Source organism: Pseudomonas sp. PP3 (genome assembly GCF_905336995.1).
In the GTDB taxonomy this organism is placed as follows: domain Bacteria; phylum Pseudomonadota; class Gammaproteobacteria; order Pseudomonadales; family Pseudomonadaceae; genus Aquipseudomonas; species Aquipseudomonas reinekei.
In genome coordinates this window covers 5,164,244-5,188,044 of record NZ_HG995459.1, presented here as the reverse complement: position 1 = coordinate 5,188,044, position 23,801 = coordinate 5,164,244, and the positions used below count along the sequence as shown (strand labels likewise).

At 58.8% G+C, this 23,801-nt stretch carries 20 protein-coding genes; 10 read left to right on the top strand and 10 right to left on the bottom strand.

Annotation, left to right across the window (positions count from 1 at the left end; translation table 11 throughout):
• Positions 1-86: 86 nt before the first annotated feature.
• From cmoB to KHO07_RS23540, 7 genes are all read right to left on the bottom strand, one after another.
• Positions 87-1,043 carry a tRNA 5-methoxyuridine(34)/uridine 5-oxyacetic acid(34) synthase CmoB gene (gene cmoB, locus KHO07_RS23570; protein WP_212625684.1) on the bottom strand — a complete coding sequence of 319 codons (957 nt, stop codon included), beginning with the start codon at positions 1,041-1,043 and terminating at the stop codon, positions 87-89.
• Complete coding sequence (cmoA, locus tag KHO07_RS23565) at positions 1,040-1,819, bottom strand: carboxy-S-adenosyl-L-methionine synthase CmoA (RefSeq protein WP_212625683.1); 780 nt, start codon at positions 1,817-1,819, stop codon at positions 1,040-1,042. The genes cmoB and cmoA overlap by 4 nt, the downstream gene beginning before the upstream one ends.
• Positions 1,820-2,035: 216 nt before the next feature.
• Positions 2,036-2,671, bottom strand: a complete 636-nt coding sequence (locus KHO07_RS23560) for a lysoplasmalogenase (RefSeq protein ID WP_212625682.1) — start codon at positions 2,669-2,671, stop codon at positions 2,036-2,038.
• A gap of 2 nt (positions 2,672-2,673) precedes the next feature.
• The gene (locus tag KHO07_RS23555) at positions 2,674-3,066 is read right to left on the bottom strand and encodes a protease inhibitor I42 family protein (protein WP_150732014.1); all 393 of its coding nucleotides are present in this window, start codon (positions 3,064-3,066) and stop codon (positions 2,674-2,676) included.
• 216 nt (positions 3,067-3,282) lie between these two features.
• On the bottom strand, positions 3,283-5,700 hold the full coding sequence (gene lon / locus KHO07_RS23550) for an endopeptidase La (RefSeq protein ID WP_150732015.1): 2,418 nt from the start codon (positions 5,698-5,700) through the stop codon (positions 3,283-3,285).
• A gap of 295 nt (positions 5,701-5,995) precedes the next feature.
• Complete coding sequence (locus KHO07_RS23545; RefSeq protein WP_212625681.1) at positions 5,996-8,404, bottom strand: glucose/quinate/shikimate family membrane-bound PQQ-dependent dehydrogenase; 2,409 nt, start codon at positions 8,402-8,404, stop codon at positions 5,996-5,998.
• A 213-nt stretch (positions 8,405-8,617) separates the two neighbouring features.
• Positions 8,618-10,000: a carbohydrate porin gene (locus KHO07_RS23540; protein WP_212625680.1), complete on the bottom strand. Its 1,383-nt coding sequence runs from the start codon at positions 9,998-10,000 to the stop codon at positions 8,618-8,620.
• A gap of 315 nt (positions 10,001-10,315) precedes the next feature.
• Here KHO07_RS23540 and KHO07_RS23535 point away from each other — a divergent pair, with 315 nt between their 5' ends.
• Both KHO07_RS23535 and KHO07_RS23530 read left to right on the top strand, forming a co-directional pair.
• A complete protein-coding gene (locus tag KHO07_RS23535) occupies positions 10,316-10,546 on the top strand; it encodes a VF530 family protein (RefSeq protein ID WP_007985772.1) in 231 nt (76 codons plus the stop codon).
• A 2-nt stretch (positions 10,547-10,548) separates the two neighbouring features.
• Positions 10,549-11,190 carry a Pr6Pr family membrane protein gene (locus KHO07_RS23530; protein WP_212625679.1) on the top strand — a complete coding sequence of 214 codons (642 nt, stop codon included), beginning with the start codon at positions 10,549-10,551 and terminating at the stop codon, positions 11,188-11,190.
• A 96-nt stretch (positions 11,191-11,286) separates the two neighbouring features.
• Here the strand turns inward: KHO07_RS23530 and KHO07_RS23525 are convergent, their stop codons facing one another.
• Complete coding sequence (locus KHO07_RS23525; RefSeq protein ID WP_150732019.1) at positions 11,287-12,072, bottom strand: siderophore-interacting protein; 786 nt, start codon at positions 12,070-12,072, stop codon at positions 11,287-11,289.
• The gene (locus KHO07_RS23520; protein WP_150732020.1) at positions 12,065-12,643 is read right to left on the bottom strand and encodes a PadR family transcriptional regulator; all 579 of its coding nucleotides are present in this window, start codon (positions 12,641-12,643) and stop codon (positions 12,065-12,067) included. The genes KHO07_RS23525 and KHO07_RS23520 overlap by 8 nt, the downstream gene beginning before the upstream one ends.
• Positions 12,644-13,116: 473 nt before the next feature.
• Between KHO07_RS23520 and KHO07_RS23515 the strand changes: the two genes are divergently transcribed.
• From KHO07_RS23515 to KHO07_RS23500, 4 genes are all read left to right on the top strand, one after another.
• Positions 13,117-13,605, top strand: coding sequence for a CS1 type fimbrial major subunit (locus tag KHO07_RS23515; RefSeq protein ID WP_212625678.1), 489 nt, complete (start codon positions 13,117-13,119; stop codon positions 13,603-13,605).
• 95 nt (positions 13,606-13,700) lie between these two features.
• On the top strand, positions 13,701-16,223 hold the full coding sequence (locus KHO07_RS23510; protein WP_212625677.1) for a CS1-pili formation C-terminal domain-containing protein: 2,523 nt from the start codon (positions 13,701-13,703) through the stop codon (positions 16,221-16,223).
• An 86-nt stretch (positions 16,224-16,309) separates the two neighbouring features.
• On the top strand, positions 16,310-17,050 hold the full coding sequence (locus KHO07_RS23505) for a molecular chaperone (RefSeq protein WP_212625676.1): 741 nt from the start codon (positions 16,310-16,312) through the stop codon (positions 17,048-17,050).
• A gap of 98 nt (positions 17,051-17,148) precedes the next feature.
• Entirely contained in the window at positions 17,149-17,637 is a 489-nt protein-coding gene (locus KHO07_RS23500) for a CS1 type fimbrial major subunit (RefSeq protein WP_212625675.1), read from the top strand.
• A 51-nt stretch (positions 17,638-17,688) separates the two neighbouring features.
• On the opposite strand, the gene KHO07_RS29305 is transcribed toward KHO07_RS23500, so the two are convergent.
• Positions 17,689-17,856: a hypothetical protein gene (locus tag KHO07_RS29305; RefSeq protein ID WP_244858246.1), complete on the bottom strand. Its 168-nt coding sequence runs from the start codon at positions 17,854-17,856 to the stop codon at positions 17,689-17,691.
• A gap of 433 nt (positions 17,857-18,289) precedes the next feature.
• On the opposite strand from KHO07_RS29305, the gene KHO07_RS29300 reads away from it, so the two are divergent.
• The 4 genes from KHO07_RS29300 to KHO07_RS29445 all read left to right on the top strand — a co-directional run bounded on the left by KHO07_RS29300 (position 18,290) and on the right by KHO07_RS29445 (position 23,797).
• Positions 18,290-18,958, top strand: coding sequence for a hypothetical protein (locus tag KHO07_RS29300; RefSeq protein ID WP_244858245.1), 669 nt, complete (start codon positions 18,290-18,292; stop codon positions 18,956-18,958).
• Positions 18,959-19,408: 450 nt separating this feature from the next.
• Positions 19,409-19,897: a CS1 type fimbrial major subunit gene (locus KHO07_RS23490; protein ID WP_212625674.1), complete on the top strand. Its 489-nt coding sequence runs from the start codon at positions 19,409-19,411 to the stop codon at positions 19,895-19,897.
• A 106-nt stretch (positions 19,898-20,003) separates the two neighbouring features.
• Positions 20,004-22,526, top strand: a complete 2,523-nt coding sequence (locus tag KHO07_RS23485; RefSeq protein WP_212625673.1) for a CS1-pili formation C-terminal domain-containing protein — start codon at positions 20,004-20,006, stop codon at positions 22,524-22,526.
• Positions 22,527-23,263: 737 nt separating this feature from the next.
• A complete protein-coding gene (locus KHO07_RS29445) occupies positions 23,264-23,797 on the top strand; it encodes a hypothetical protein (protein WP_348532532.1) in 534 nt (177 codons plus the stop codon).
• Positions 23,798-23,801 lie beyond the last annotated feature (4 nt).

Sequence of the window (23,801 nt, the reverse complement as noted above, 5' to 3'; positions counted from 1 at the left end):
GCACATCAAACATTGATCGCGACTGATGCAGCGCTATCGCTGGCAAGCCAGCTCCTACAGGTTCAATTGGTACTTGGAGGATTGGGTTACTTCTTCGCCACGATCACCGCACGCATCGGCGCCGGCAGCCCTTCGATGGTCTTGCTGTGATCCTCGGGGTCGAGGAAATCACTGAGCGACTGATACTTCATCCACTCCGTCCCGCGCTGTTCCTCGATGGTGGTGGTGCTGACATCTACGCAACGAATGTCAGTGAACCCGGCCCGACGCAACCACAACTCCAACGCCGGCACAGACGGCAGGAACCACACGTTGCGCATCTGTGCGTAACGGTCTTCCGGCACCAGCACCTGATGTTTGTCGCCTTCGACCACCAGGGTTTCCAGCACCAGTTCCCCGCCCTTGACCAGGCAATCCTTCAGCGCCAGCAAATGCTCGATCGGCGAGCGGCGGTGGTAGAACACGCCCATGGAAAACACCGTGTCGAAACCTTCGAGGTTCGGCGGCAGGTCTTCGAACGGGAAGGGCAGGTGCCAGGCATTCGGTTCAGACAGGTAACGCTGCACCGCCTGGAACTGGCAGAAGAACAGCCAGTTCGGATCGACACCGATCACGCTGTCCGCGCCGGCGCCGAGCATGCGCCACATGTAGTAGCCGTTGCCGCAGCCGACATCGAGGATGCGTTTGCCCACAAGATCCAGGTGCGGTGACACCCGCGACCATTTCCAGTCCGAGCGCCATTCGGTGTCAACGTGTACGCCGAACAGGTCGAACGGCCCCTTGCGCCACGGCGACAGGCCCATCAGCGCCGTGCGCATCTGCGCGCGGGTCGCGTCGTCGCAATCGGTATCGAGTTTCAAACCGTCGAGCAAATCGACTTCACTTGGCTGGATCTTTGGCAGGGCGTCCAGCGCACTCTGCCAACGCTCCAGGTCGCCGTGACCCTTTTCCATTTTCTTGTCGAGTTGCGCTTGCAGGGTGTTGGCCCATTCGGCCAGTGGAGTACCGGCCAGACGGCGGGCGAGGGGGGACAGATCAATCATGGCAAGGCAATCAACGAGGCAAAGTTAAGACACTGGAACCACGGCACGACTTTCGAGAACCCGGCGGCCAACAGGCGTTCGCGGTGTTCTTCGAGGCTGTCGGGCTTCATGACGTTTTCGATGGCGCTGCGCTTCTGGGCAATTTCCAGTTCGCTGTAGCCGTTGGCGCGTTTGAAGGCGATGTGCAGATCGGTGAGCAGCGCGTGTTCCTGCTCGTCTTCGAAGCGCAGTTTTTCCGAGAGGATCAGTGCTCCACCCGGCAATAGCGACTGACGGATGCGCGACAGCAATGCCGTGCGCTGGTCCGGGGCGATGAATTGCAGGGTGAAGTTCAGCGCCACCACCGAGGCTGGCTGGAAGTCGAGGGCGAGGATGTCACCTTCGATCACTTCGACCGGCAGCAACTCCTGGAACATCGAGTCCTGACCGTTGAGGTATTCGCGGCAACGCTCGACCATCGCCGCCGAGTTATCCACAGCGATCACCCGGCACCCGTCGGTGCGCACGTGCCGGCGCAGGGCCTGGGTCACGGCGCCGAGGGACGAACCCAGGTCGTAAAGCACGCTGCCCGGCTGGGCGAACTGCGCGGCGAGCACGCCGAGGTTTTCGACGATGGTCGGATAACCCGGCACCGAACGCTTGATCATGTCCGGGAACACCCGCACCACGTCCTCGTTGAAGGCGAAGTCAGGCACCTGGGCCAAAGGCTGGGCGAAAAGGCGATCGGGTTCTTTGCTCACGGCGGTTCCAGCGGCGTAGGTGGAAAAGGCCGGCATTTTAGCCAACTTGGCGCGGGGATGCGCGGGTTGTCTGATAAACCGGGGTTCAATCCGGGTAAGGGGGCGAAACATCATTGTGGCGAGGGAGCTTGTTCCCGCTCGGCTGCGCAGCAGTCGTAAACCCGGCTGGTGGGGTGAATCTGTTGAAGCGCGGTTGAAGGGGTTCGGGCCCGCTTCGCAGCCCAGCGGGAGCAAGCTCCCTCGCCACAAGGGTTAGCGTGATCTTTGGGGGAACGCCGAGGCCGTGATGCCCCATTGCCCCAGCCAATAACTGAGGATGATCACATAGGGCGCCGCATCAAACGGCATCACAAACCGACTGATACCAATCACGCTATCAGAAAACACAAACGCCACTGCGCCAGCAGCAGCCAGCAATGCCGAACGCTTGGGCACGTCGGTGCCGAGTCGCGCCAGCGCACGCCAAAGCATGGCGCTGATCGCCAGACCATAGACAATCACCGGGATCAGCAGCGGCCCCAGCCCGTTAGAGATCAGAATCCCCAGCAGCACCGCACCGACGCCAAGGGCCAGGATCAGCGGCAACACGGCCCATCGCCGGCAATCGCTCAAGTACGCTTTCAGATAAGCCAAATGGGCAACCAGAAACGCCCCCAGCCCAAACACAAACAAATCCCCTGGCCATGCCAGCAGCACATCGCCGAGCAGGGAGAAGATCAATCCAAGACTGATCCAGCGCCGGTATTCGCCGGGCGGCGCGTCGTGCAGCCAGCCGAGCAGGGCCAGCACGGGCAGCGGTTTGACCAGCAGGCACAGCAGCGAGGCGTGCACGCTCAGTCCGTAGAGAAAAGTCACCGCGCCCATCAGCGCCAGGATCAGCCAGCCCATGATCAGTTGACCGAGATGGCGCAGTCGAAGGAATCCACCGGCAGCACTTCCGGCGCCCACGGTTGTTGTGAGGTCAGGCGCAAACGTCCGGTGCCGGCGGCAAAGGCTTGAAAACGCCAGGTTGATACACCCGCAGCGCCCACGACACCGGCGTCTTCGGGGTTGCGGTAAACCTCCGGGCCCAGCGGGCGCAATACGCCGCCAGCCGAATCCTGGATCGTCCAGCGGTAGCCGGTGGTGGGGTTGCTTGGCAAGGTCAGGATCAGATTTTGCCCGTTGGTGAGTTTCACCGGGCATGCGCTTTGTTTTTCCACAGTCACGTTGTGTTTCGGTTGCGTGGCGCAAGCGGCCAGCAAGGCGAGGGCGAGGGGGAGAAACAGGCGAGTGGGGGACATAAGGTCAGTGGCTCCGGCGTTCACGACGAACGGCGAGCATAACCGAGATGAGACAAATTGTGACAGCCACCGAAGGAGGCGGTGTCAGGGCTGACGCCATCGCTGGCAAGCCAGCTCCTACAGTGGCCGGCGGTGTGAACAATATGTGTGTTCACCGCAAAACCCTGTAGGAGCTGGCTTGCCAGCGATAGCGTCGGTGCAGACGCTACAGATCTGTCAGAACAACACCTTCGCCACATCCGCAAAGCGCTTGGCGAAGTGCACCGCAATGCCTTCCTTCAGATACTCCGGCAACTCCTCGAAATTTCCCCGGTTAGCTTCCGGCAAAATCAGCTCGAAAATCTTCTGCCGCCGCGCTGCAATGACCTTCTCGCGCACCCCGCCGATCGGCAGTACATGCCCGGTCAACGTCAGCTCACCGGTCATCGCCACGCCTTTTTTCGGCGCCTGATTGCGGGCCAGGGACAGCAGGGCGCTGGCCATGGTCACACCGGCGCTCGGGCCGTCTTTCGGCGTCGCGCCTTCCGGTACGTGCAAGTGCACGAAGGCTTCGTCGAAGAACTTCGGATCACCGCCAAACGACTTCAGATTGGAGCTGACGTAGCTGTAGGCAATCTCCGCAGACTCCTTCATCACATCGCCCAACTGTCCGGTGAGCTTGAAGCCACGGTTGAGCGTATGGATGCGCGTCGCTTCGATCGGCAAGGTCGCGCCGCCCATGCTGGTCCAGGCCAGCCCGGTGATCACGCCCGTTCCCGACAACACTTGTTCGTTACGGAACACCGGTTTGCCGAGTGACGGTTCGAGGTCTTTCGGGCCGAGCTTGATCACCGATTTCGGTTCGTCGAGCAGCTTCATCACCGCCTTGCGCACCAGTTTGCCGAGGTTTTTCTCCAGCTGACGCACGCCGGCTTCCCGGGCATAGCCGTCGATCAAGGCTTTGAGCGCGGTGTCGCTGATGGTCAGGCTGCCTTTCGATACGCCGGCCTTCTCAAGTTGTTTCGGCCACAGGTGACGCTTGGCGATGGCGACTTTTTCTTCGGTGATGTAGCCCGACAGGCGAATCACTTCCATCCGGTCCAGCAATGGGCCGGGGATAGAGTCCAGGGTGTTGGCGGTGCAGATGAACAGCACTTTCGACAGGTCCATGCGCAGATCGAGGTAGTGGTCGAGGAATTCGACGTTCTGCTCCGGATCAAGGGTTTCCAGCAGCGCCGAGGCCGGGTCGCCCTGGTAGCTCTGGCCCATCTTGTCGATTTCGTCGAGCATGATCACCGGGTTCATCACTTCGACGTCTTTCAACGCCTGCACCAGTTTGCCCGGCTGCGCGCCGATGTAGGTGCGACGGTGGCCCTTGATCTCCGCTTCATCGCGCATGCCGCCGAGGCTGAAACGGTAGAACGGCCGTCCGAGGGATTCGGCGATGGATTTGCCGACGCTGGTTTTACCCACGCCCGGTGGCCCCACCAGCAACACGATGGAACCGCTGATCTCGCCTTTATAGGCACCGACCGCGAGGAATTCGAGGATGCGGTCCTTGATGTCGTCGAGACCGGCGTGGTGTTTGTCCAGTACCTTGCGCGCGTGCTTGAGGTCGAGTTTGTCCTCGCCATACACGCCCCACGGTACCGAGGTCGCCCAGTCGATGTAATTGCGGGTCACCGCATACTCCGGCGAGCCGGTCTCGAGGATCGACAGTTTGTTCATTTCCTCTTCGAGGCGTTTCTGCACCTGCGCCGGCAGGACTTTACCTTCCAGCCGCTGTTCGAACTGTTCGAGGTCGGCGCTGCGGTCGTCCTTGGTCAGCCCGAGTTCCTGCTGGATGACCTTGAGTTGTTCCTTGAGGAAGAACTCGCGCTGGTGCTCGCCGATCTTGCGGTTCACTTCGGCGGAGATTTCTTTTTGCAGGCGCGCGACTTCGACTTCCTTGCGCAGCATTGGCAGGACTTTTTCCATGCGCTTGAGCATCGGCACGCAGTCGAGCACTTCCTGCAACTCGCTGCCAGTGGCCGAGGTGAGGGCGGCGGCGAAGTCGGTCAGCGGCGACGGGTCGTTGGGGCTGAAGCGGTTGAGGTAGTTCTTCAGCTCTTCGCTGTACAGCGGGTTGAGCGGCAGCAATTCCTTGATCGCATTGATCAGCGCCATGCCGTAGGCCTTGACCTCGTCGGTCGGCTCGGTGGGCTGGTGCGGGTATTCGACCTCCACCAGGTACGGCGGGCGATGGTGCTTGAGCCAGGTCTTGAGGCGGACGCGGGTCAGGCCCTGGGCAACGAACTGCAATTTGCCGTTTTCGCGGCTGGCGTGGTGCACCTTGACCAGCGTGCCGTACAGCGGCAGGGCCGAGGTATCGAAGTGGCGCGGGTCTTCCTGGGGCGTGTCCATGTAGAACAGGGCCAGGGAGTGGTGATCGGACTTGCTGACCAGGTCGAGGGTCTCGGCCCACGGCTCTTCATTGACGATGACCGGCAGCACTTGGGCCGGGAAGAACGGTCGGTTGTGGATCGGGATGATGTAGACCTTGTCCGGCAGGTTCTGGCCGGGCAGGGCGAGGCCTTTACCGGTGGAGTGGTGGGTGGCGTTTTCTGGATCGGCGTATTCACTCGGGTCTTCGGGAAATTCTTGCTGGTCGCTCATGGGGCACCTGCGCAATGGAGTATGGGTCTTAGATGGGGCAGGTTGGTGGTGGTTTCAATGATGCGTTGGCGTTAATGAATCATTCGAAGGTGTGTTCAGCAGGGATTCAGGTTAGCTGGATACTGAGACGATGCATTCATCTGTAGGAGCCGGCTTGCTGGCGATGGGGTGTCAGCTACGGTGATGTCGCCTGACACGCCATCGCCAGCAAGCCGGCTCCTACAGTGTTTTTCACACGGGCACAAAAAAGGCGACGCCTGTGAGGGCGTCGCCTTTGTTTTACTGCCGTTACAACTTACTCGGACAGTTTGTACGCAATCACGTAGTCACCCTGTTTGGTGCCCAGCGAGCCGTGACCGCCGGCGACGACGAGCACGTATTGCTTGCCGTCCTTGCCTGTGTAGGTCATCGGTGTGGTTTGCGCGCCGGCTGGCAGGCGGCCTTCCCACAGTTGCTTGCCGTTTTTCACGTCGTAGGCGCGCAGGTACTGGTCGAGGGTGCCGCTGAGGAAACCGACGCCACCGGCGGTGGTGAAGGTGCCGCCCAGGCTTGGCACGCCCATGCTCAGCGGGATCGGAACCGGCGAGCTGTCGCGCACGGTGCCGTTCTTGTGCTTCCAGAGCACCTGGTGGTTGGTCAGGTCGATTGCGGCCACAAAACCCCACGCTGGCGCCTGGCACGGCAGGCCCATTGGCGACAGCAGCGCTTCGAGGACTACGCCGTATGGCGCGCCTTTGTTCGGCTGCACGCCTTCGGTTTCGCTTTTGCGCGGGCCTTGGGCGGCGATTTCAGCGGCCGGGATCATTTTCGATTTGAACGCCATGTAGCTCGGGTTCACGAAAGCGATCTGACGCACCGGGTCAACCGAGATACCGCCCCAGTCGAACACACCGAAATTGCCTGGATACACAATCGAACCCTGCAGCGATGGCGGCGTGAACGGGCCGTCATAGCGCATGGATTTGAAATCGATCCGGCAGATCAATTGGTCGAACGGCGTAACGCCCCACATGTCACGCTCTTGCAGCGGCGGCGGCATCAGGTTCAGGTCGGATTTCGGCTGGGTCGGCGAGGTGTGGTCGCCTTCCACCGCGCCTTGCGGCACCGGCACTTCATTGATCGGCACGATGGCCTGGCCATTGCTGCGGTCCAGCACGTAGATGCTGCCTTGCTTGGTGGAGGCCAGTACCGCTTGCTTGACGCCGTCTGCGGTTTTCAGGTCCATCAGGGTCGGCTGGCCACCCACGTCCATGTCCCACAGGTCATGGTGGGTGAACTGGAAGTGCCAGCGCACCTTGCCGGTGGCGATATCCAGAGCGGTCAGGCCGGCGGCATGCAGTTCCGATTCAGGGGTGCGAAAACCACCGAACTGGTCCGGGGTCTGGTTGCCCATCGGCAGGTAGAGCATGCCGAGTTTTTCATCGACGGCGAACATGGACCACATGTTCGGCGAGTTGCGGGTGTAGACCTTGCCTTCGGCAATCGGCGTGGTGTCGTCCGGGTTGCCGCTGTCCCAGTTCCACACCAGTTTGCCGGTGTGCACGTCGAACGCGCGGATGACGCCGCTTGGCTCGTCGGTGGAAACGTTGTCGGTGACGTGACCGCCAATCACCACCAGGTCCTTGGTGACCGCAGGTGGCGAAGTGGAGTAGTAACCACCGGCGGTGAAGCCGCCGATGTTGGCGCGCAGGTCGACCTGGCCCTTGTCGCCGAAGTCTTCACACATCTTGCCGGTGTCGGCGTTGAGGGCGATCAGGCGGGTGTCGGCGGTCGGCAGGAAGATCCGGCGCGGGCAGACACTGGCTACCGGAGCGCTGGCGCTGCCGGTCGGGCTCTGCTCGGTGGCATACACCGCGTCATCGTGATAGGTCACGCCACGGCAGGTCATGTGCGCCCAACCCTTGAAGTTCTCCGCGTTCTGCGTGGAGAGCTTCGGATCGAAACGCCAGATTTCCTTGCCGGTGTCCGGGTCCAGTGCAATCACCTGGCTGTGCGGCGTGCACACGTAGAGCATGCCGTTGACTTTCAGCGGGGTGTTTTCGGCAGTGGTTTCGCCCGGGTCATTCGGCCCAGGCAGGTCGCCAGTGCGATAGGACCAGGCTTCAACCAGCTTGTGCACGTTCTGCGGGGTGATCTGCGCCAGCGGCGAGTAACGGTCACCGTGGGCGCTGCGGCCGTAGGAATTCCAGTCACCGTCCGGCATCGCCGGGGCGGTGTTGGTCATGCCGGGTACGCTGTCGCGGTCCAGTTGGCCCTTGATCTCACCTGGGTTGGTGAACTGGCTGGCCAGTGCCGTCACGCCAGCGAGCACCACGGCCACGCTCAGCGCGCCAGTGCCCATCGGTGCGGCACCGTCACGCAGCAGCGGACGACGGAACCAGGGCAGCAGCATCACCAGGCCCAGGGCAAACAGCATTGCCAGGCGCGGCACCAATTGCCACCAGTCGAGGCCGACTTCCCACAGCGCCCACACGGTGCTGGCAAACAGCACCAATGCGTACAGGCCCAGTGCGGCACGGCGTGCCAGCAACAGCAGGATGCCGGTCAGCGCCAGGCCGATACCGGCCAGCAGGTAGTACAGCGAGCCGCCGAGCATGCTCAGTTTGATCCCCCCGGCCAGCATGGCCAGGCCCATTAGCAGAAGCAGTATGCCAAGCAGGCTTGGCAACAGACGGCTTCGACCCAAGGCACCATCAGTGCTCATAGTGTGATTCTCCGTGACGTTTCAAGTAGTCCCGCGCAAGTTCACTGTAGATGACGATCGTGTGCGGGCAGGGTTCAGTTGCAATGTGTTCGGTAGACGCATCCCCCTGTAGGAGCCGGCTTGCTGGCGATGGCGGTGTATCAATCAACATTGATGTGTCAGATAGACCGCCATCGCTGGCAAGCCAGCGCCTACAGGGTTTTGTGGTGTTGGTTAGAACGATGACTGAATCTTGATCCCGCCAATCAGCGCGTCATCGACGTCGTTCACGCCACCGGGGTGGCGGATGTATTGCAGGTTCGGGCGCACGGTCAGCCAATTGGTGACGTGCACGCCGTAATAGAGTTCGGCGCTGTATTCGGTGTCTTGCGGCGGCAGGAACGCCGGGTCGTCGTAGTCGAAAACCGCGCGGGCCTGATTGGTCGCCTCGGCGTTTTTGCGATAGGCCGGGTTGACGTGCACGCGGGCCATGGCGAAGCCGATGTCGTCTTTGGCGCGGGCGTCAAACAGGCCTTTGTAGACGACGCCGGCCTGGACATAGTTGTCGATGGCGTTGGTTTTCTTGTCATGCATCGTGCCGTTGGCGAACACGCTCAAACCGCGGGAATGGTCGCTGGCGATGCTGGTGATTTGCTGCTGGATACCGAGCCACACACCGTGCTTGCTCGACGCACTGCGGTAAGCCTCGCCACTCAGGGCGGCGGGCTGGCCGTTGCTGTCCTTGTAGGCGTCGGTGGCATTGGCGTTGCTGTAGTAATAACCGGCGCGGTATTCACCCGGCAGGCCATTGAGCTTCGGTGTCCACACCAGTTCCACCGGCAAAATCGCACCTTGCGTACCGCTGCCGCTGAGCTTGAAGCCGTTGTCGCGATCGAGGTTCGACGGGTTCTGCTCGTACACGCCGACCTGCGCGTACAGTTCTGGCGTCAGGTGATATTTGACCCGCATCGCCCACTGGCTGACCGGCCAGTTGTACCAGATGCCACCGACCCAGTTACCGACCTGGGAGCCGCAGAACGCCAGGTTCTGGAAGTCGCAGGGGAAGCTGTTGAAGTCTTCGCCTTCGCCAAAGCGGCCGACCTTGACGTCGAGTTGCCGATCGAAGAATTTCTGCTGATACCACATCTGCGTCAGGCGCCAGGTCTGGCCACGGCCCCAGACTTCCTGGGCCGAGGTGAAACCGCCGACACGCGGGTCATTGATGCGGTCGTTGCTGATGTTGTTGCCGCTGCGTTCGGTGACGGTCAGCTGAAATTCGGCATCGTCCCAGCCGAGGATTTTCTGCAAATCCAGATGCGTGCCGAGGGCAAATTGATCGCTGTAGCGCGCTGTGCGGTCGTGATCGTAGCCGCCATGCAGGTTGCTGCCCATTTCGCCGGTGTAATCGAGGTTGAACTTGTAGCCTTTTTCCGCCAGTTCCGTACGTGTGCCGTTCCAGTCGCCGAGCATCCACGGAGAATCGCTATCGAAAGCCGGGGCAGCCTGGGCGCAAGTGGCCAGGCCCAGTGCGGCGCAACCGCCAAGGAGTTTCAGGGCTTTTCTACAGGCGATCGGGATAGAGACAGCGCTGTCTTGCAACAATGGGAAATCAGGCATAGAAGGAAATTCTTGATCTTTTTCTGTGGGATGAACGTAAAGCAGACGTGAAGCGGGTTAGCAAAAGCGTTTCAGCTAGAACGGGCGCAAGGATAATGTTCTGTTACAAATAGAGAAAGGTCTTTTACTGACATGCATCCTTTCAGTTTTTGTAACAGTGGCAAAAGATCGCAGCCTGCAGCCGCGCATTTCCAATGCAATGCGGCGATCGTTCAGGCTTCACCTACATTTAACCAGAGCACAGATCGCTTCCCCCCAACGGAGCCCTCGGCTAAGGTGCGCGACTTCCCATCCCTACATCGCTGAAGGCCCGGCATGACCGAACACAATACTGACCCGCTGCACGGCGTCACCCTGGAGCAAATCCTCAATGCCCTGGTCGAGCACTACGAATGGTCCGGGCTGGCCGAGCGCATCGATATCCGCTGCTTCAAGAGTGATCCGAGCATCAAGTCGAGCCTGACGTTTTTGCGTAAAACACCTTGGGCGCGGGAGAAGGTCGAGCGCTTGTATGTGAAGTTGATGCGCACCAAGCGACCGCTCTGAACATGCTCAACGCGCCTGCCATGCGACGTCGATTTGTGGCCGTGGCTGCCATGCTCGGTTGGGTCGGTTTGAGCATCCAGATGTACTTGATCTTTCATTCGCGCTGGACCTTGGGCGCGAGTCTGTTGGGTGGGTTGATCAGCTTCTTCAGCTATTTCACCGTGCTGAGCAATACGCTGGTGGCCACCGTGCTGACCTGTGAATTGACGTCTCGCGAGTCGGCTGCGCGCCGCTGGTTCTTACAGCCGTGGGTCAGCAGTGGCATCGCCGTGAGCATCATTGTGGTTGGGTTGGCGTACAGCCTGTTGCTGCGCCATCTGTGGCATCCCGAAGGCTGGCAATGGCTGGCCGACGAGCTGCTGCATGACGTGATGCCCGTGCTGTTTCTGGTGTATTGGTTTTGCTGCGTGCCCAAGGGTTCCTTGCGATTGCGCCATATCGCCCTGTGGGTGATTTATCCACTGGTGTACTTCGGCTATGCGCTGTTGCGCGGGCATTTTCTGGCGGTTTATCCGTATCCGTTCATTGATGTGGACAAGCTGGGTTATCCACAGGTGTTTATCAATGCCGGGGGATTGTTGGCGGGGTTTGGGGTGATTTCACTGGCGCTGATCGGGTTGGACCGGTGGCGTGCCCGAATCTGAACGTTGATGAACGCTTCCGTGGCGAGGGAGCTTGCTGCGACTGCTTCGCAGCCGAACGGGAGCGAGCTCCCTCGCCACCTGTACGGTGTCAGCCTTCTACTCCTCGTCGGTGTCATCCAGCCGCCAGTAGCCCACGGCTTTGACGAACTGTTCATCCAGCCCATGCTCATCGAGCAACACCCGGCGGATCTGCCGCGATACCTTGGTCTCCGTCGCGATCCACGCGTACAGGCTGCCGGCCGGAACATCGATCTGCCGCACGGTGTTCAGCAGATGGTCCTGGCCACCCTCGCGCAGTACCCAGATCACACTGACCTCGGCCGCGCTTTGCAGCACTTGCTGTTCCTTGCCGTTTTCCACTTCGATGATCACCAGCGCACGGCGGTTGGCTGCCAGACCTTCGAGGCGCCGGGCAATGGCGGGCAGGGCGGTTTCATCGCCGATCAGCAGATAGCTGTCGAAGATGTCCGGCACGATCATCGAACCCCGTGGCCCACCGATGTGCAGGAACTGCCCGGGTTTGGCCTGCTCGGCCCAGGTCGAGGCAGGGCCGTCGCCGTGCAGGACAAAGTCGATGTCCAGCTCCAGGGTGTCGAGGTCGTAGCGGCGTGGTGTGTAGTCGCGCATCGCCGGCTTCGGCCCGTCGTCCTTGCCGGCGCCGAGCTTCATGGTTTCCATCGCCGCTTGTTCCGCCGCGTTCTGCGGGAACATCAGCTTGACGTGGTCGTCCGTACCGAGGCTGACGAAGCCCGCCAGCTCTGGCCCGCCCAGGGTAATCCGGCGCATGCGTGGCGTCAGGTCGACCACCCGCAGCACCTCAAGGCGACGGCGCTTGATCTCGTGCATGACGCGGTGAATGGCTTGCGTGTTCACTTCAGTCATTCGCTTTCTCCTGGGTAACTTGAACAGCGGGGCCGTCGACAATGGCTTTGGCGGTGTCGTTGAGCAGTGCAGCGACACGCTGGATTTCTTCGGCGCTCCAGCGCCCGTGGTGCAGTTGCAGCGCGTGACGCAGGTTGTGCACGGCTTCGTGAATTTCCGGCGGGCGATCATGGCCGCGCAAGGAGCGTTTGCTGACATCGATGCGCACCCGCACCCCTTCAAGGGCGACGGCTTGTTCGGCCAAGGACTGGCGACCGGCGTCTGTCACGCTGTAGCGTTTTTTCCCGCCTGCAGCGTCGCCCAGGATCATTTCGCTTTCTTCGAGAAAGGTCAGGGTCGGGTAGATCACGCCGGGGCTTGGACTGTAGGCGCCATCGAACATGCCTTCGATCTGGCGGATCAGGTCGTAGCCGTGGCACGGCTGTTCGGCGATCAACGCCAGCAGCAGCAATTTGAGGTCGCCGGGGGCAAATACCCGGGGGCCGCGCCCACCCCTTTCGCGACCGGGGCGTTTTTCGAAGCCGTCGCGGCCGTCGCCGTATTCGCGGTGGGATAAATGATGGTCTCTCATTTTTTCGTTCTCTCGTCGTATTTAGATACAACTTAAGATATATCTTAAGGCTGTGCAAGAACGCCCGACCAGCGGTCGGCGACTTCGGGCCAGACAACGCGCGACGTTTTTTCATTGAGCTATTGCCCATTTATTAAATGGCTGTGGCCTCGCTTGGGAGGGTTGTAAGCGTTTTTTTTATGAAGTCTGTAATGCCATTCATATGTTTTAAGTTATTTCTTTTGTAATGTCTTAACTTGAATGCTGCTGGTTGTGGTTGTTACTGGTTGTGATCTTTTATTTTCCTTCTTGATTGCTTCTTTGTGGCTACGTGTGAAGTCGAATTTTCCTACTTACTTTACATTTTATTTGAATGATCATCTGCGCCGCTAAAGTTAGGTAGCAGGTTTTTAACTTCCTTAAGTTGGTGGTTGATAAACATTCCTGTTTTAACTTTTTTGCGAAATCATTCTTTTAATAACAGGTACGTAAGCATGTTCAAGAAAATCGCCTTCGCAGCTTCCATGGTTATTGTTTCTTTGAGTTCTGCCGTGGCGTTCGCTGCTGAAGAATCGCGCAGTGCCATCCACATCAGTGCCAGCATTCCAAGCAAGGTTTTCCACGCTCAGCCGCGGGACCCGAACTTCGGTAAAGACGAAAAAATGAACTATGTCCTGGCGACTGGGGAACTGACCGCGTTGCGCGCACTGTATGACGTCAGGCACACCTCCGGTGGTGTCGGTGCTTACATCGAAGGTGGCCCGCAGGCATTGCATAACGGTGCCAACAGCATTCCACTGACGTACTCGTTCAATGGCGTCACCCTGACAGGCGCATCCCAGGAAGTGGTCACCGAGGCTGCAGCAGCAGGTGGTATCTCAGCCGACCTGGTCATCACGGCGGCGAAACCGGGCGACACCCAGAATGGCGAATACAGCGCAACGCCCGTACTGATCTTTGATGCCCTCGCCAAGGCTTCGTAATAAAACGCCGTAGTTTTATTTAAGTTATCGATCGGCGAGTGACGTCCTGCTCGTCGATCCTGGTTTGATACATTTACTTTCAGAGTATTAAGTTCATGTTCCCGATGACGCCCATCGCGATGGCGCTCGCTCTTGTTTTTTGCGCAAACGCTTTGGCCGTACCAGTAGATAGCGGCCTGACTCCCCGAAGTTTGCTGGCTCAGTCCAAGGGCTTGCCCCGGGAATTCGAAGAACACTTCTTTGATGTTCCGTTAGCGGTCCGCGTGGAACTTGATCAACAGTTTCTCGGTGAGGCGATGGTGGTATTAAGTCGCGACGATCGCGTCACCCTCGTTGACTTTACCGAAGTCAGTGACAGCAAGATCAAGTCTGTCGAGCGAGATACCTGGTCGGCCTACCTGACGCAAGGAATAGCGCTCGGCGACTGCCAAACCAAATGCCCGGAGCAGTTGCTCGCCGTGTACTACAGCCTTGAAAACTCAATGCTGTCGATCCTCACTGAAAACGCCGAGCGCGACGATCAGGCACGACGCTTCTACCACTTGCCACAGGGCGGCAGCAGCGGCCTGATTGTGCGCAATCAACTGAACCTCAACGGCGGTCAGAACCAGGACCTGGGCGGGCGCTACGGCCTGCAAGCCAGCAGCAGCCTGGGCAACTGGACCCAGTCAGTCAACCTGCAACTGTCGCGGACCGGTGGCATCGACAGCCAGGTCAATCACGCCGTGCATGACCTCTATACCCAGCGTGAACTGGAGGGCAACTTTCTGCGTCTGGGCTACTTCACCCCGACCTCCGAAGGGCTGACCCGCCAGCCACGTACATTCGGCGCGAGTCCGGATACGGCATTGGGTGTCATGTATGGCAGCTCCGACAGCCTGGTGATTAACAACCCGAAGCCGTCGATATATCCGATCTACGTGACCGCCAACCGCCAGGGCTCGGTGGAAATCTACCGCGACGGCTTGTTGATCAATACGCAAGCGGTTCCAGCCGGCTTACAAACGCTGGATACGCGTCCGCTGCCGGGTGGCATTTACGAGGTCGAAGTGCGACTGGTCGTAGATGGCCAGACCACGTCCAGCGCTCAGGAGTTGGTCTACAAGCCGAACAACTGGCGCAACCATGACGAGCGCTGGCGCTACAACCTGTTCACCGGCCGTGAATCCAGTTTGCTCAGCAACTGGGACAGGCAGGCTGACGGCGATACGGTCGCCGGTGCGGCGTTCAACTTCCTGCTGCACCCGCGAGTGATCCTCGGCATGAGCGGTCGACAGGTACGCGACACCCTGCAATACGGCACATCGATCGACTGGACAGTCATCAATAATGCCAGCCTTTTCGCCAATATCTACCAGACCGAAGACTACGGAACCGGCCTCGATTTGCAGGGTTTGTACGCTTATGGACGGGGCAGCATTGTCGCCAGCCATAATCGTAGCTGGCTCGACACGACGCGACTCTACGACACCTTGCCTGACGGCACGCGGCTGCGGCAGCGCAATGTGTTTGTCGGCCAGACCCGTCACTCATCGTTGGCGGTCAATCACCGGCTCACCCACAAAAGCTCGGTCAATGCCCGGGTCTCCCATAGCCAGGGCAATACCGTGGGCACGGGAGTGGATCTGGGCTGGACTCAGCGCACTCAACTGTTTGGCAATGATGCCAACTGGCGCTTTTCACTGTTCGATCGACCGGGCAGCTATAGCTCGGGGAACAACCGGGATCGCGGGGTCGACGTCAGTCTCAACCTCGCTCTGGGAGGGCCGGGAGAACAGCTGACCGGCAGCCTGGGTTCACGCACTGCACGAAACGGCGGCGGCGATCACCATGCCTCGCTGACCTATCGTAAAAACCTTCAGGATCACCTGCTGCAAAGTGTCTCGGCCACGGCGACCACCGACACCTATGGCGTGGGTTTGTCTGCCATGGCGACGATGCATTCGGAGCTGGTCAGTGGCGATGGTTTTCTCCAGCGCTCCTCCTACAACAATGACGTGACAGGCGGCCTCAATCTGGACAGCACCGTGGCGATCGGTGCGCGGAAAATGGTCATGACCAGCCAGGCCCACCGTGATGGTGCGGGCATGATCATCGACGTGGAATCGGACATCAACGGCATTGCCCTGCGCGCCGACGACTTGAGCGGCGGCAGTGCAGTACTGCGCCCCGGTCGCAACTTTGTGCCGCTCACGGCTTTTATAAGCAGCGCGGTGAACTTCGATTTCGAAGGCAATCATGTGCCCGCCGCGAGCATCCAGCCGCCACGCTCCAGCTATCACCTGAACAAGGGAGGCGTGGAGTACCGCAAGATCACCATCAGCAAAACCGTCACCGTGCTCGGTCGCCTGATTGACCCTCAGGGCAAGCCGCTCAAAGGTCATCACATCATCAATCACGCCAGTCGCGGCGTGAGTGAAGTCGACGGTTTTTTCTCCATGGAAATGAACGCCGGTTCACCCACGCTCGAAGTGCGTTCCGGTGATCAGTTGCTCTGCCGGTTCCGGCTCGACCCGAACAATGCTCGTCGGGAAAACGATGTGCTGATGATCGGTGATTTGCGCTGCTCGCCGAAGACGTTGGCCGATGCCAATTCCACGTCTGAGAAACCCGGTTGAGGCGCCGTTGGAGTCAGTGGATGCACCGCTGATCCAGGCCTTCATCGGACTGGATTCGGCTGAATTTAATATTGAGGTGGTACGTCATGAAACGTCTGTTGGCACTGTTCGGCTTTACGCTGTTTTCTCACGCGGCCCTGGCCGCTCCGCAAATCAATGTCGGGGTGGTTTACGATTATCTGGATGGCGATAAAAGCTCTTATTTGAAACGCATATTCAATGGGGGCGACAGCACGGCTTTCGTCAAGATCAATATTCTGGAAATCATCTATGACGCCGATGGCAACGCCAGGGAAATTCCGTTGGTCAACCAAGTCGACGGCACTTCACGCGATGGCTTGATGGCCAGCCCGGCGCGATTGATTGTGCCGGCCAACGGTCTGCAGGGCAGCCGATTGCTGTACTTGGGGGCGCGCGAGAAAGAACGTTATTTTCGCGTGCGTTATGTGCCCGTCGTGCCAGAAAGGGAGGATGAATTTGCCATCTCGGCAGAAGAACGTGACGACTATAAAAAGAGCCTGTCGGCCGGGGTCAACGTACTTGCCGGTTATGGCACGGTGTTCTTCGTCCGGCCCAGGGAGACCCGTTTTGACAGCGTGAGCGAGAACGAGGCAGGGCAATACCGGATCCGCAACAACGGTAACAGCGTGGTGGTGATCGACGAGTTCAAAAATTGCTCGATCAAGAACGCGCAGGACTGCCTGCCCACTACCAAACATCACATTCTGGCCGGTAGGACTTTTCAGTTCGAAAAACAACCAGGTCGTCATTACCGTTTCACAATGATTGAAGGAAGCAAAAGCCAGAATCTGGATATCAAGGGTTGAGTCCGGTTTAGCGTGTTGATCCGTTGCTTTCCTGAAATCTCATATCGGCGTTGGCTTCTTTGTTTGCAGCATTGAAGTGCACGTAACAGGTGAAGGTCATGTTTGAGAAATGGATAACCGTCACCTCGACGGTGTGTCTGACGCTGTCCAGTATTTGCGCATATGCCGTTGTGGAGCGCGAAACTTTCGAAGTGTCTGTTTCTATTCCGACCGCGGAGTTTCATGTGTTGCCGGTGGACCCGGGCTGGATGGGGCATGTGCAGAAGCTGCACTGGAATCTGGCGACGGATGAACTGGGTTCGCTGCGTAAACAATTCGACGTCAAGAACACTAACGGTGCCATTGCCGCTCGATTGAGTGAAGAGCCCTATATCAGCAACGGCCGGGAGGTCGACAACATTGCGCTCGCCGTCATGTTCAATCGAATAAAACTCACGATGGACAATGCCCAGGTGATTGCGGCGCCAGAGGCAAATGTCGGTAAACGCGTGGAATTGTTGATTGCCGCGGTCAAGCCGGATGATGGTTATAAGCCCGGAGACTATTACGGCAGTGTTCATATGATTTTTGAGGCCCTCGCTCCTTGATGCCTCAGGGGTCACCGCGTGGCGCTTATTTCGCCCTATTGAAATTCCAGGTTAATTCAAAATGAAGTTATTTTTTTCGCCGGGAACGATGGCTGCGTTCTCGTTGGCGGGTGGCTTGCTGGCCGGGTTGTATACGTCGTCAGTGGCAGCAGTGGTACAGGAAATCAGCGCGAAGTTCGTGCCTGATCCGGCAAATCCCTTGGTCAACAAGTTTGTCAACACGACTCCACAGACCGGGGTGTGTCCAGAACATATACCGACCCGATGTGCGCAATTAGGCATCTTCAGCCTGCGGGTGCCCGGCCTGCAATTCACCTCTAAACAGCCAATTCCGGCCGGACATACCGATCCCAGGCAGGGAGCGACCTTCAGTGTGCCGTCGAGCTGGCGCCCACTTGAGGTTGTCCACAGTCGTACAGGTGAGCGGGAGACTGTTGAGGTGCGAATCGCCGGTATAGGCGGGACCTGGAAACTCAGTCATCCGCCGGGTGTCAGTGCCTGGATACAGCCGGGAGGCGGGGGTTGGCGCACTCCATGGGTATACCCGCCAGCCCCCTGTACAGGTCTGAATATCAATCTCGCCGGAAGATACTATGCCTATTTCTTTTGGCTGATCCCTGAAGGAGGTGGAGCCTGCGGCCTGGTGCCTACCATGGATATTCCCTTGTTCATTCACAGCGAGTTCGATTACGTCTATGAACTGCGCACGCCTAATCCTCTGGCCATGTCCTCCGGCGAATATCGGGGCTCATTGACTTACACAACAGGCCCTGGTGGTGATTTCGACATGGGCGATGTGATGCTGCCAAACGACTCGGCAATCACGCTCAATTTCACCCTGAATGTCCAGCATTCGCTCAAGGTCGACATCCCGCCGGGGGGTAACCGAATCGATTTGGTGCCCCAAGGTGGCTGGCAAGCCTGGTTGAATCATGGGCGCAAGCCGGTGCGGTTGTTCCGCGACCAGACGTTCAATGTCTCGGCGTCATCGCGCTTCAAGATGCAGCTCGAATGTCAGTATTCCACTGGCAATACCTGCGCGTTGCGCGACAGCGAATCTGCGCAGCAGGTGCCCTTGAACATCAGCGTGAGTCTGCCAGGCGGCTTGGGGGATGTTGCCGGCCAACCGGTGCAGCGTCGTCCGTTGCGTCTAGATGGCAGTGGCACCGAGTTGTTTCAACCGGGTTTCTACGTCGACCGCAAGCCGGGCACGCTGCACTTTGAAGTGGCCCGGGAGCATGTCGAACAGATGTTGCGCGAGGGCGGCGGGAACACCTGGTCGGGCAATGCCACGGTGATCTGGGATTCGGAAGTGCTCTGAACCCCTGGCCCTGAAGTTTCGTCAAGCGAGTGCTTCAGGGCGATCGGCCTCCTTCAAGACCACGGAGGTAAAGAGCCTGTTTTTTTGCATGTCAATGCGATGAAATTAGTGTTAACTCTCTAATACTGGCTTTCGGGCCTTGGTTTACGGCTTGTGTAGTATTGTTCTTACGGAAGTGCTTCTACCTGGATAACCTTATTAATATTGATTATCACGACTTTGTAGTACCGTTCTTACAGTAGAGCAATGCATTTTAGTTTATTTCGCGGTTTTTCTTTCCATAGTCGTAGCACTCTGGCTACACACTTGCAGGAACTTGCCTGCTTACTTTCCAGATAAATTGGTCGATCATCTTTCGGCGTTGAAAGTTCAGCTGGGCATCGCTGCTCGTGACAGTTTTGCTTACTTGAATTTTCTGCGCTTATCCTTTTAAAAGACAGGTACTGAAAGATGTTCAAGAAAATCGCGTTCGCTGCTCCTCTGGCTATTCTGGCACTGAGCTCTTCCGCCGCGTTTGCCGCAGGTGAAGCCCGTCATTCGATCAATCTGGTAGCTGAAGTGCCGACCAACGGCTTCTACGTGGTCCCGAGTGATCCTGATCTGGTCAACAAGGACCAGGACATGAGCTATCGGCCCACTACCGGCAAAATGGGTGAGGTCAACGGTCACTTTGACATTATCAACACTAACGGCTCTGTACACGCCAGTCTGGACAGCGTGCCGCAACTGTACTCCGGTTCCAACGCTATCAATCTAGCGGTGACGGTTAATGGTGTAGTCCTCACTACGTCCCCGCAAATGGTGGTCGGCGAGGCCGAATCGAACGTCAACTACCGAGCCCCAATCAATATCAAGGCTACTAGCGCCAACATCGCGGCAGGCTCTTACACGGGTTCCGTCAACATGACGTTCGACGCGGTTCTCCCTGTTGCTATTTGAACTTTAGCTGGAGACGTAAGCGTTTACTTTCTTAAGTAGCGTGACCGGTCGGCTTACTTGAGTTTTCCGGCCGGGTTTCAACTTTTTGCAATCAGAGTATTCGTTCATGTTCCCGATGACGCCCATCGCGGCGGCGCTTGCGCTGCTGTTATGCAGCAGTGCATTTGCGGCGCCCACTTCTGTTGATAATACCCCCCGAAGTTTGCTGGCCCAGGCCAAAGGCTTGCCGGCAGAGTTCGAGGAGCATTTTTTCGACGTTCCTTTGGCGGTGCGGGTCGAGCTCGATCAGCAACCGCTTGGCGAGGCGATGATTGTGTTGTCCCGCGATGACCGGGTGACACTGCTCGACTTCACCGACACCAGCGAAAGCCGTTTCGGCGCCAGCGAACGCGAGACCTGGACTGACATTCTGAACCCCGGCGTGGCGCTGGGTGCCTGCAGCGGTCAATGCCCGGAACAAATGCTGGCGGTTCACTACAACCTGGAAAATTCATTGCTGTCGATCGTCACCGAAAATGCCGAGCGCGACAGCGAGGCCAAGCGTTTCTACGCTCAACCGGAAGGCGGCAGCAGCGGCTTGATGGTGCGTAACCAACTCAATCTCAACGGTGGCCAGGATCAAGACCTGGGCGGCCGTTTTGGTCTGGAGGCCAGTGGCAGCCTGGGCAACTGGAGTCAGACCTTCAACATGCAACTGGCGCGTCTGGGCGGGCCGGACGACAAGACCTACCACGCCGTGCATGAGCTGTTCACCCAGCGCGAACTGGAGGGCAGTTTTTTCCGCCTGGGTTACTTCACGCCCAGCTCCGAAGGCCTGACCCGCCAGCCCCGGTCGTTTGGCACCAGTCCCGACACCGCCGTGGGCGTGATGTACGGCAGCTCTGACAGCCTGGCCATCGACAACCCGAAACCCAGCGTGTACCCGGTTTATGTCACGGCCAACCGCCAGGCGTCGGTGGAGATTTTTCGCGATGGCCTGTTGATCAACACGCAGTCGGTACCGGCCGGTTTGCACACCCTCGACACACGACCATTGCCCGGCGGCATTTACGAAGTGGAAGTACGGTTGATCGAGGACGGTCAAATCACCTCGACCACTCAGGAATTGATCTACAAGCCAAGCAACTGGCGTAACCACGATGAGCGCTGGCGCTACAACCTGTTCGCCGGGCAGGAAAGCAAACTGTTGAGTAATTGGGATCAACAAAGCAGTGGCGATACCACGGCGGGGGCCTCGATCAACTATCTGCTGCACCCGCGGGTGATCCTCGGGCTGTCGGTACGCCAGGAGCGGGAAAAGCTTCAGTACGGCAGTTCCATCGACTGGACCCTGGGCAACAGCACCAGTTTCTACGCCAACCTCTACCAGACCGAAGACCACGGCACCGGCGCTGACCTTCAGGGCCTGTACAACTATGGCAATGGCAGTCTGGTGGTCAGCCATAACCGCAGCTGGCTCGACACCACCAACACCTATGAAACGCTGCCCGACGGCACCCGCGTGCGCCAACGCAATGTGTTTGTTGGCGAGGCCAGTAACTCGTCGCTGGCGCTCAACCACCGCATCAGCCGCAAGAATTCGCTCAACGCCCGGGTCTCCCACAGCGAGGGCAACGTCGAAGGTGTCGGTATCGACCTCGGCTGGACCCAACGGACCCAGCTGTTTGGCAGCGATGCCAATTGGCGCCTGTCCCTGTTCGACCGCCCGGGCAGCTACAGCAGTGGCGATGCGCGCAATCGCGGAGTCGACCTGAGTATCAACATGGCGCTGGGTGGTCCGGGGCAGCAGATTTCCGGCAGCATCGGTAGCCGCACCGCCCGTGATGGCAGCCGTGACCAAAATGCGTCGATCGGTTATCGCAAAGACCTGCAAGACCACATTTTGCAGAGCGTTTCGGTGACGGCGCTCACCGACACTTATGGCGTGGGCTTGTCGAGCCTGGCGAGCTTTCGTACCGACGCCATCAATGGCGACGGGTTTATCCAGCGCTCATCGTTCAACAACAATTTCACCGGCGGTGTGAACCTCGACAGCACGCTGGTCATCGGCGGCCAGCACATCGCGTTGACCAGCCAGCACCAGGGACGAGGCGCAGGAATGATCGTCGACGTCGAGTCCGACATCGAGGATATCGCCTTGCGCGCCGACGACCTCAGTGGCGGCAGCGCAGCCCTGCATCCGGGGCGCAATTTCATTCCGTTGACGGCCTACAAAAACAGTTCGGTGAGTTTCGACTTCGAAGGCAATCACGTGCCAGCGGCCAGCATCGAACCGTCGCGCACCCGCTACCACCTGAACAAGGGGGGCGTGGAGTACCGCAAGGTGCGGGTGATGAAAACCCTGACCGTACTCGGACGTCTGCTCGACCCGCAGGGGCGGCCGCTCAAGGGCCATCACGTGATCAACCACGCCAGCCGTGGGGTCAGCGAAGTCGATGGCTTCTTCTCGATGGAAATGAACGCGGGCTCGCCAACCCTGGAAGTGCGTTATGCCGACCAGTTGCTGTGCCAGTTCCGCCTCGATACGGACAAACACCGCCGCGAAAACAACGTGCTGATGATCGGTGATTTACGTTGCACGCCGGATACGTTGGCGAGTGCTGCTCACAAGGACGCTACGGCGAGCTGACTGACATGAAAATATTGACCAGACTGGGAAAAAAACTCAGTCGCGCGATGCCGATGGCTGTGTTGTATGGGGTGAGTTCATTACCGACGAATGCAGCTGTGTTGAATATTGACGCTACGTTTTCACCGGACTCGGCGGCTCCTCATAAAAATGAATTCGTGAATAAGACCCCGTCTCAGGGTTTCTGTCTTCAGGTACCCAGGGCCTGTGAGGCGGAAGGTCTATTCAGTTTGATTGTGCCGATTTCATTTACTGCCAATGCACCAATCCGCGCCAATCATGTCGATCCTCGGCAAGGTGGGATGGCTAGAGTCCCGTCAGACTGGCGGCCTGTGCGCGTTACTCACTCATCTGGCGAGGTCCAAACAGTCGAGGTCCGGATTGCGGGAATCGGACATGAGTCGTTGCTACCGGTGTCGGTCGTCGAATTGACCGGTGTCGCGGGTGGACCCGGATGGGACCGACTTTGGAACGGCGGATCCTGGATGTATGCCCCACCACCGTGCCAGGGAGTCGGGTGGTCGACCGTGGGTAATTTTGGTTTCAATAGTTTCTGGAAAGTGCCCGTCGGAGCGGGGGTATGCTCAAAGCAAGCTTTATTCGAGATACCACCGTCCTTCCGATACCAGTACTTCGTCATCGGTTATCAATTGAGAACGCCGAATCCGTTGACGATGAGAAGTGGGGCTTACAACGGAACGATTACCTTCGGCGTCGGGCCGAATCAGGATTTCGACATGGGTGATGTAATGCAGCCCGATGATTCTGCATTGACCCTGAATTTCAACCTCGACGTTCAACACACCCTCAAGGTCGACATCCCGCCCGGTGGCGAGAAAGTCCAGTTGGTCCCGGCCGGCGGTTGGCAAAGCTGGTTGCAGGCGGGGCGCAGACCGGTGCGGCTGTTCCGTGACCAGACCTTCAATATCTCGGCCTCTTCGCGTTTCAAGATGCAGCTGGAATGTGAGTTCAGCGCCGTCAATTACGACTGCCTGCTCGATGACCGCGTCTCCAGGCGGGGTGTTGAGCTGCAGGTCTTTGTCACCCTGCCCAATGGGCTGACCGACATGAGCGGGCAAGCCGTGCGCCACATGCGCTTGCGCACCGGCGCGGCCAACGCGCTGTATTTCCAGCCGGGTTTCTATGTCGACAGGGCACCGGGTGTTCTCCACTTCGAAGTACCCCAGAGCCAAATGGCATTCATGCTCGAACCGGGGGCCGGTCCTTTCTACAGGGGCAAGGTCACCGTGATCTGGGATTCGGAAATCTGATGGG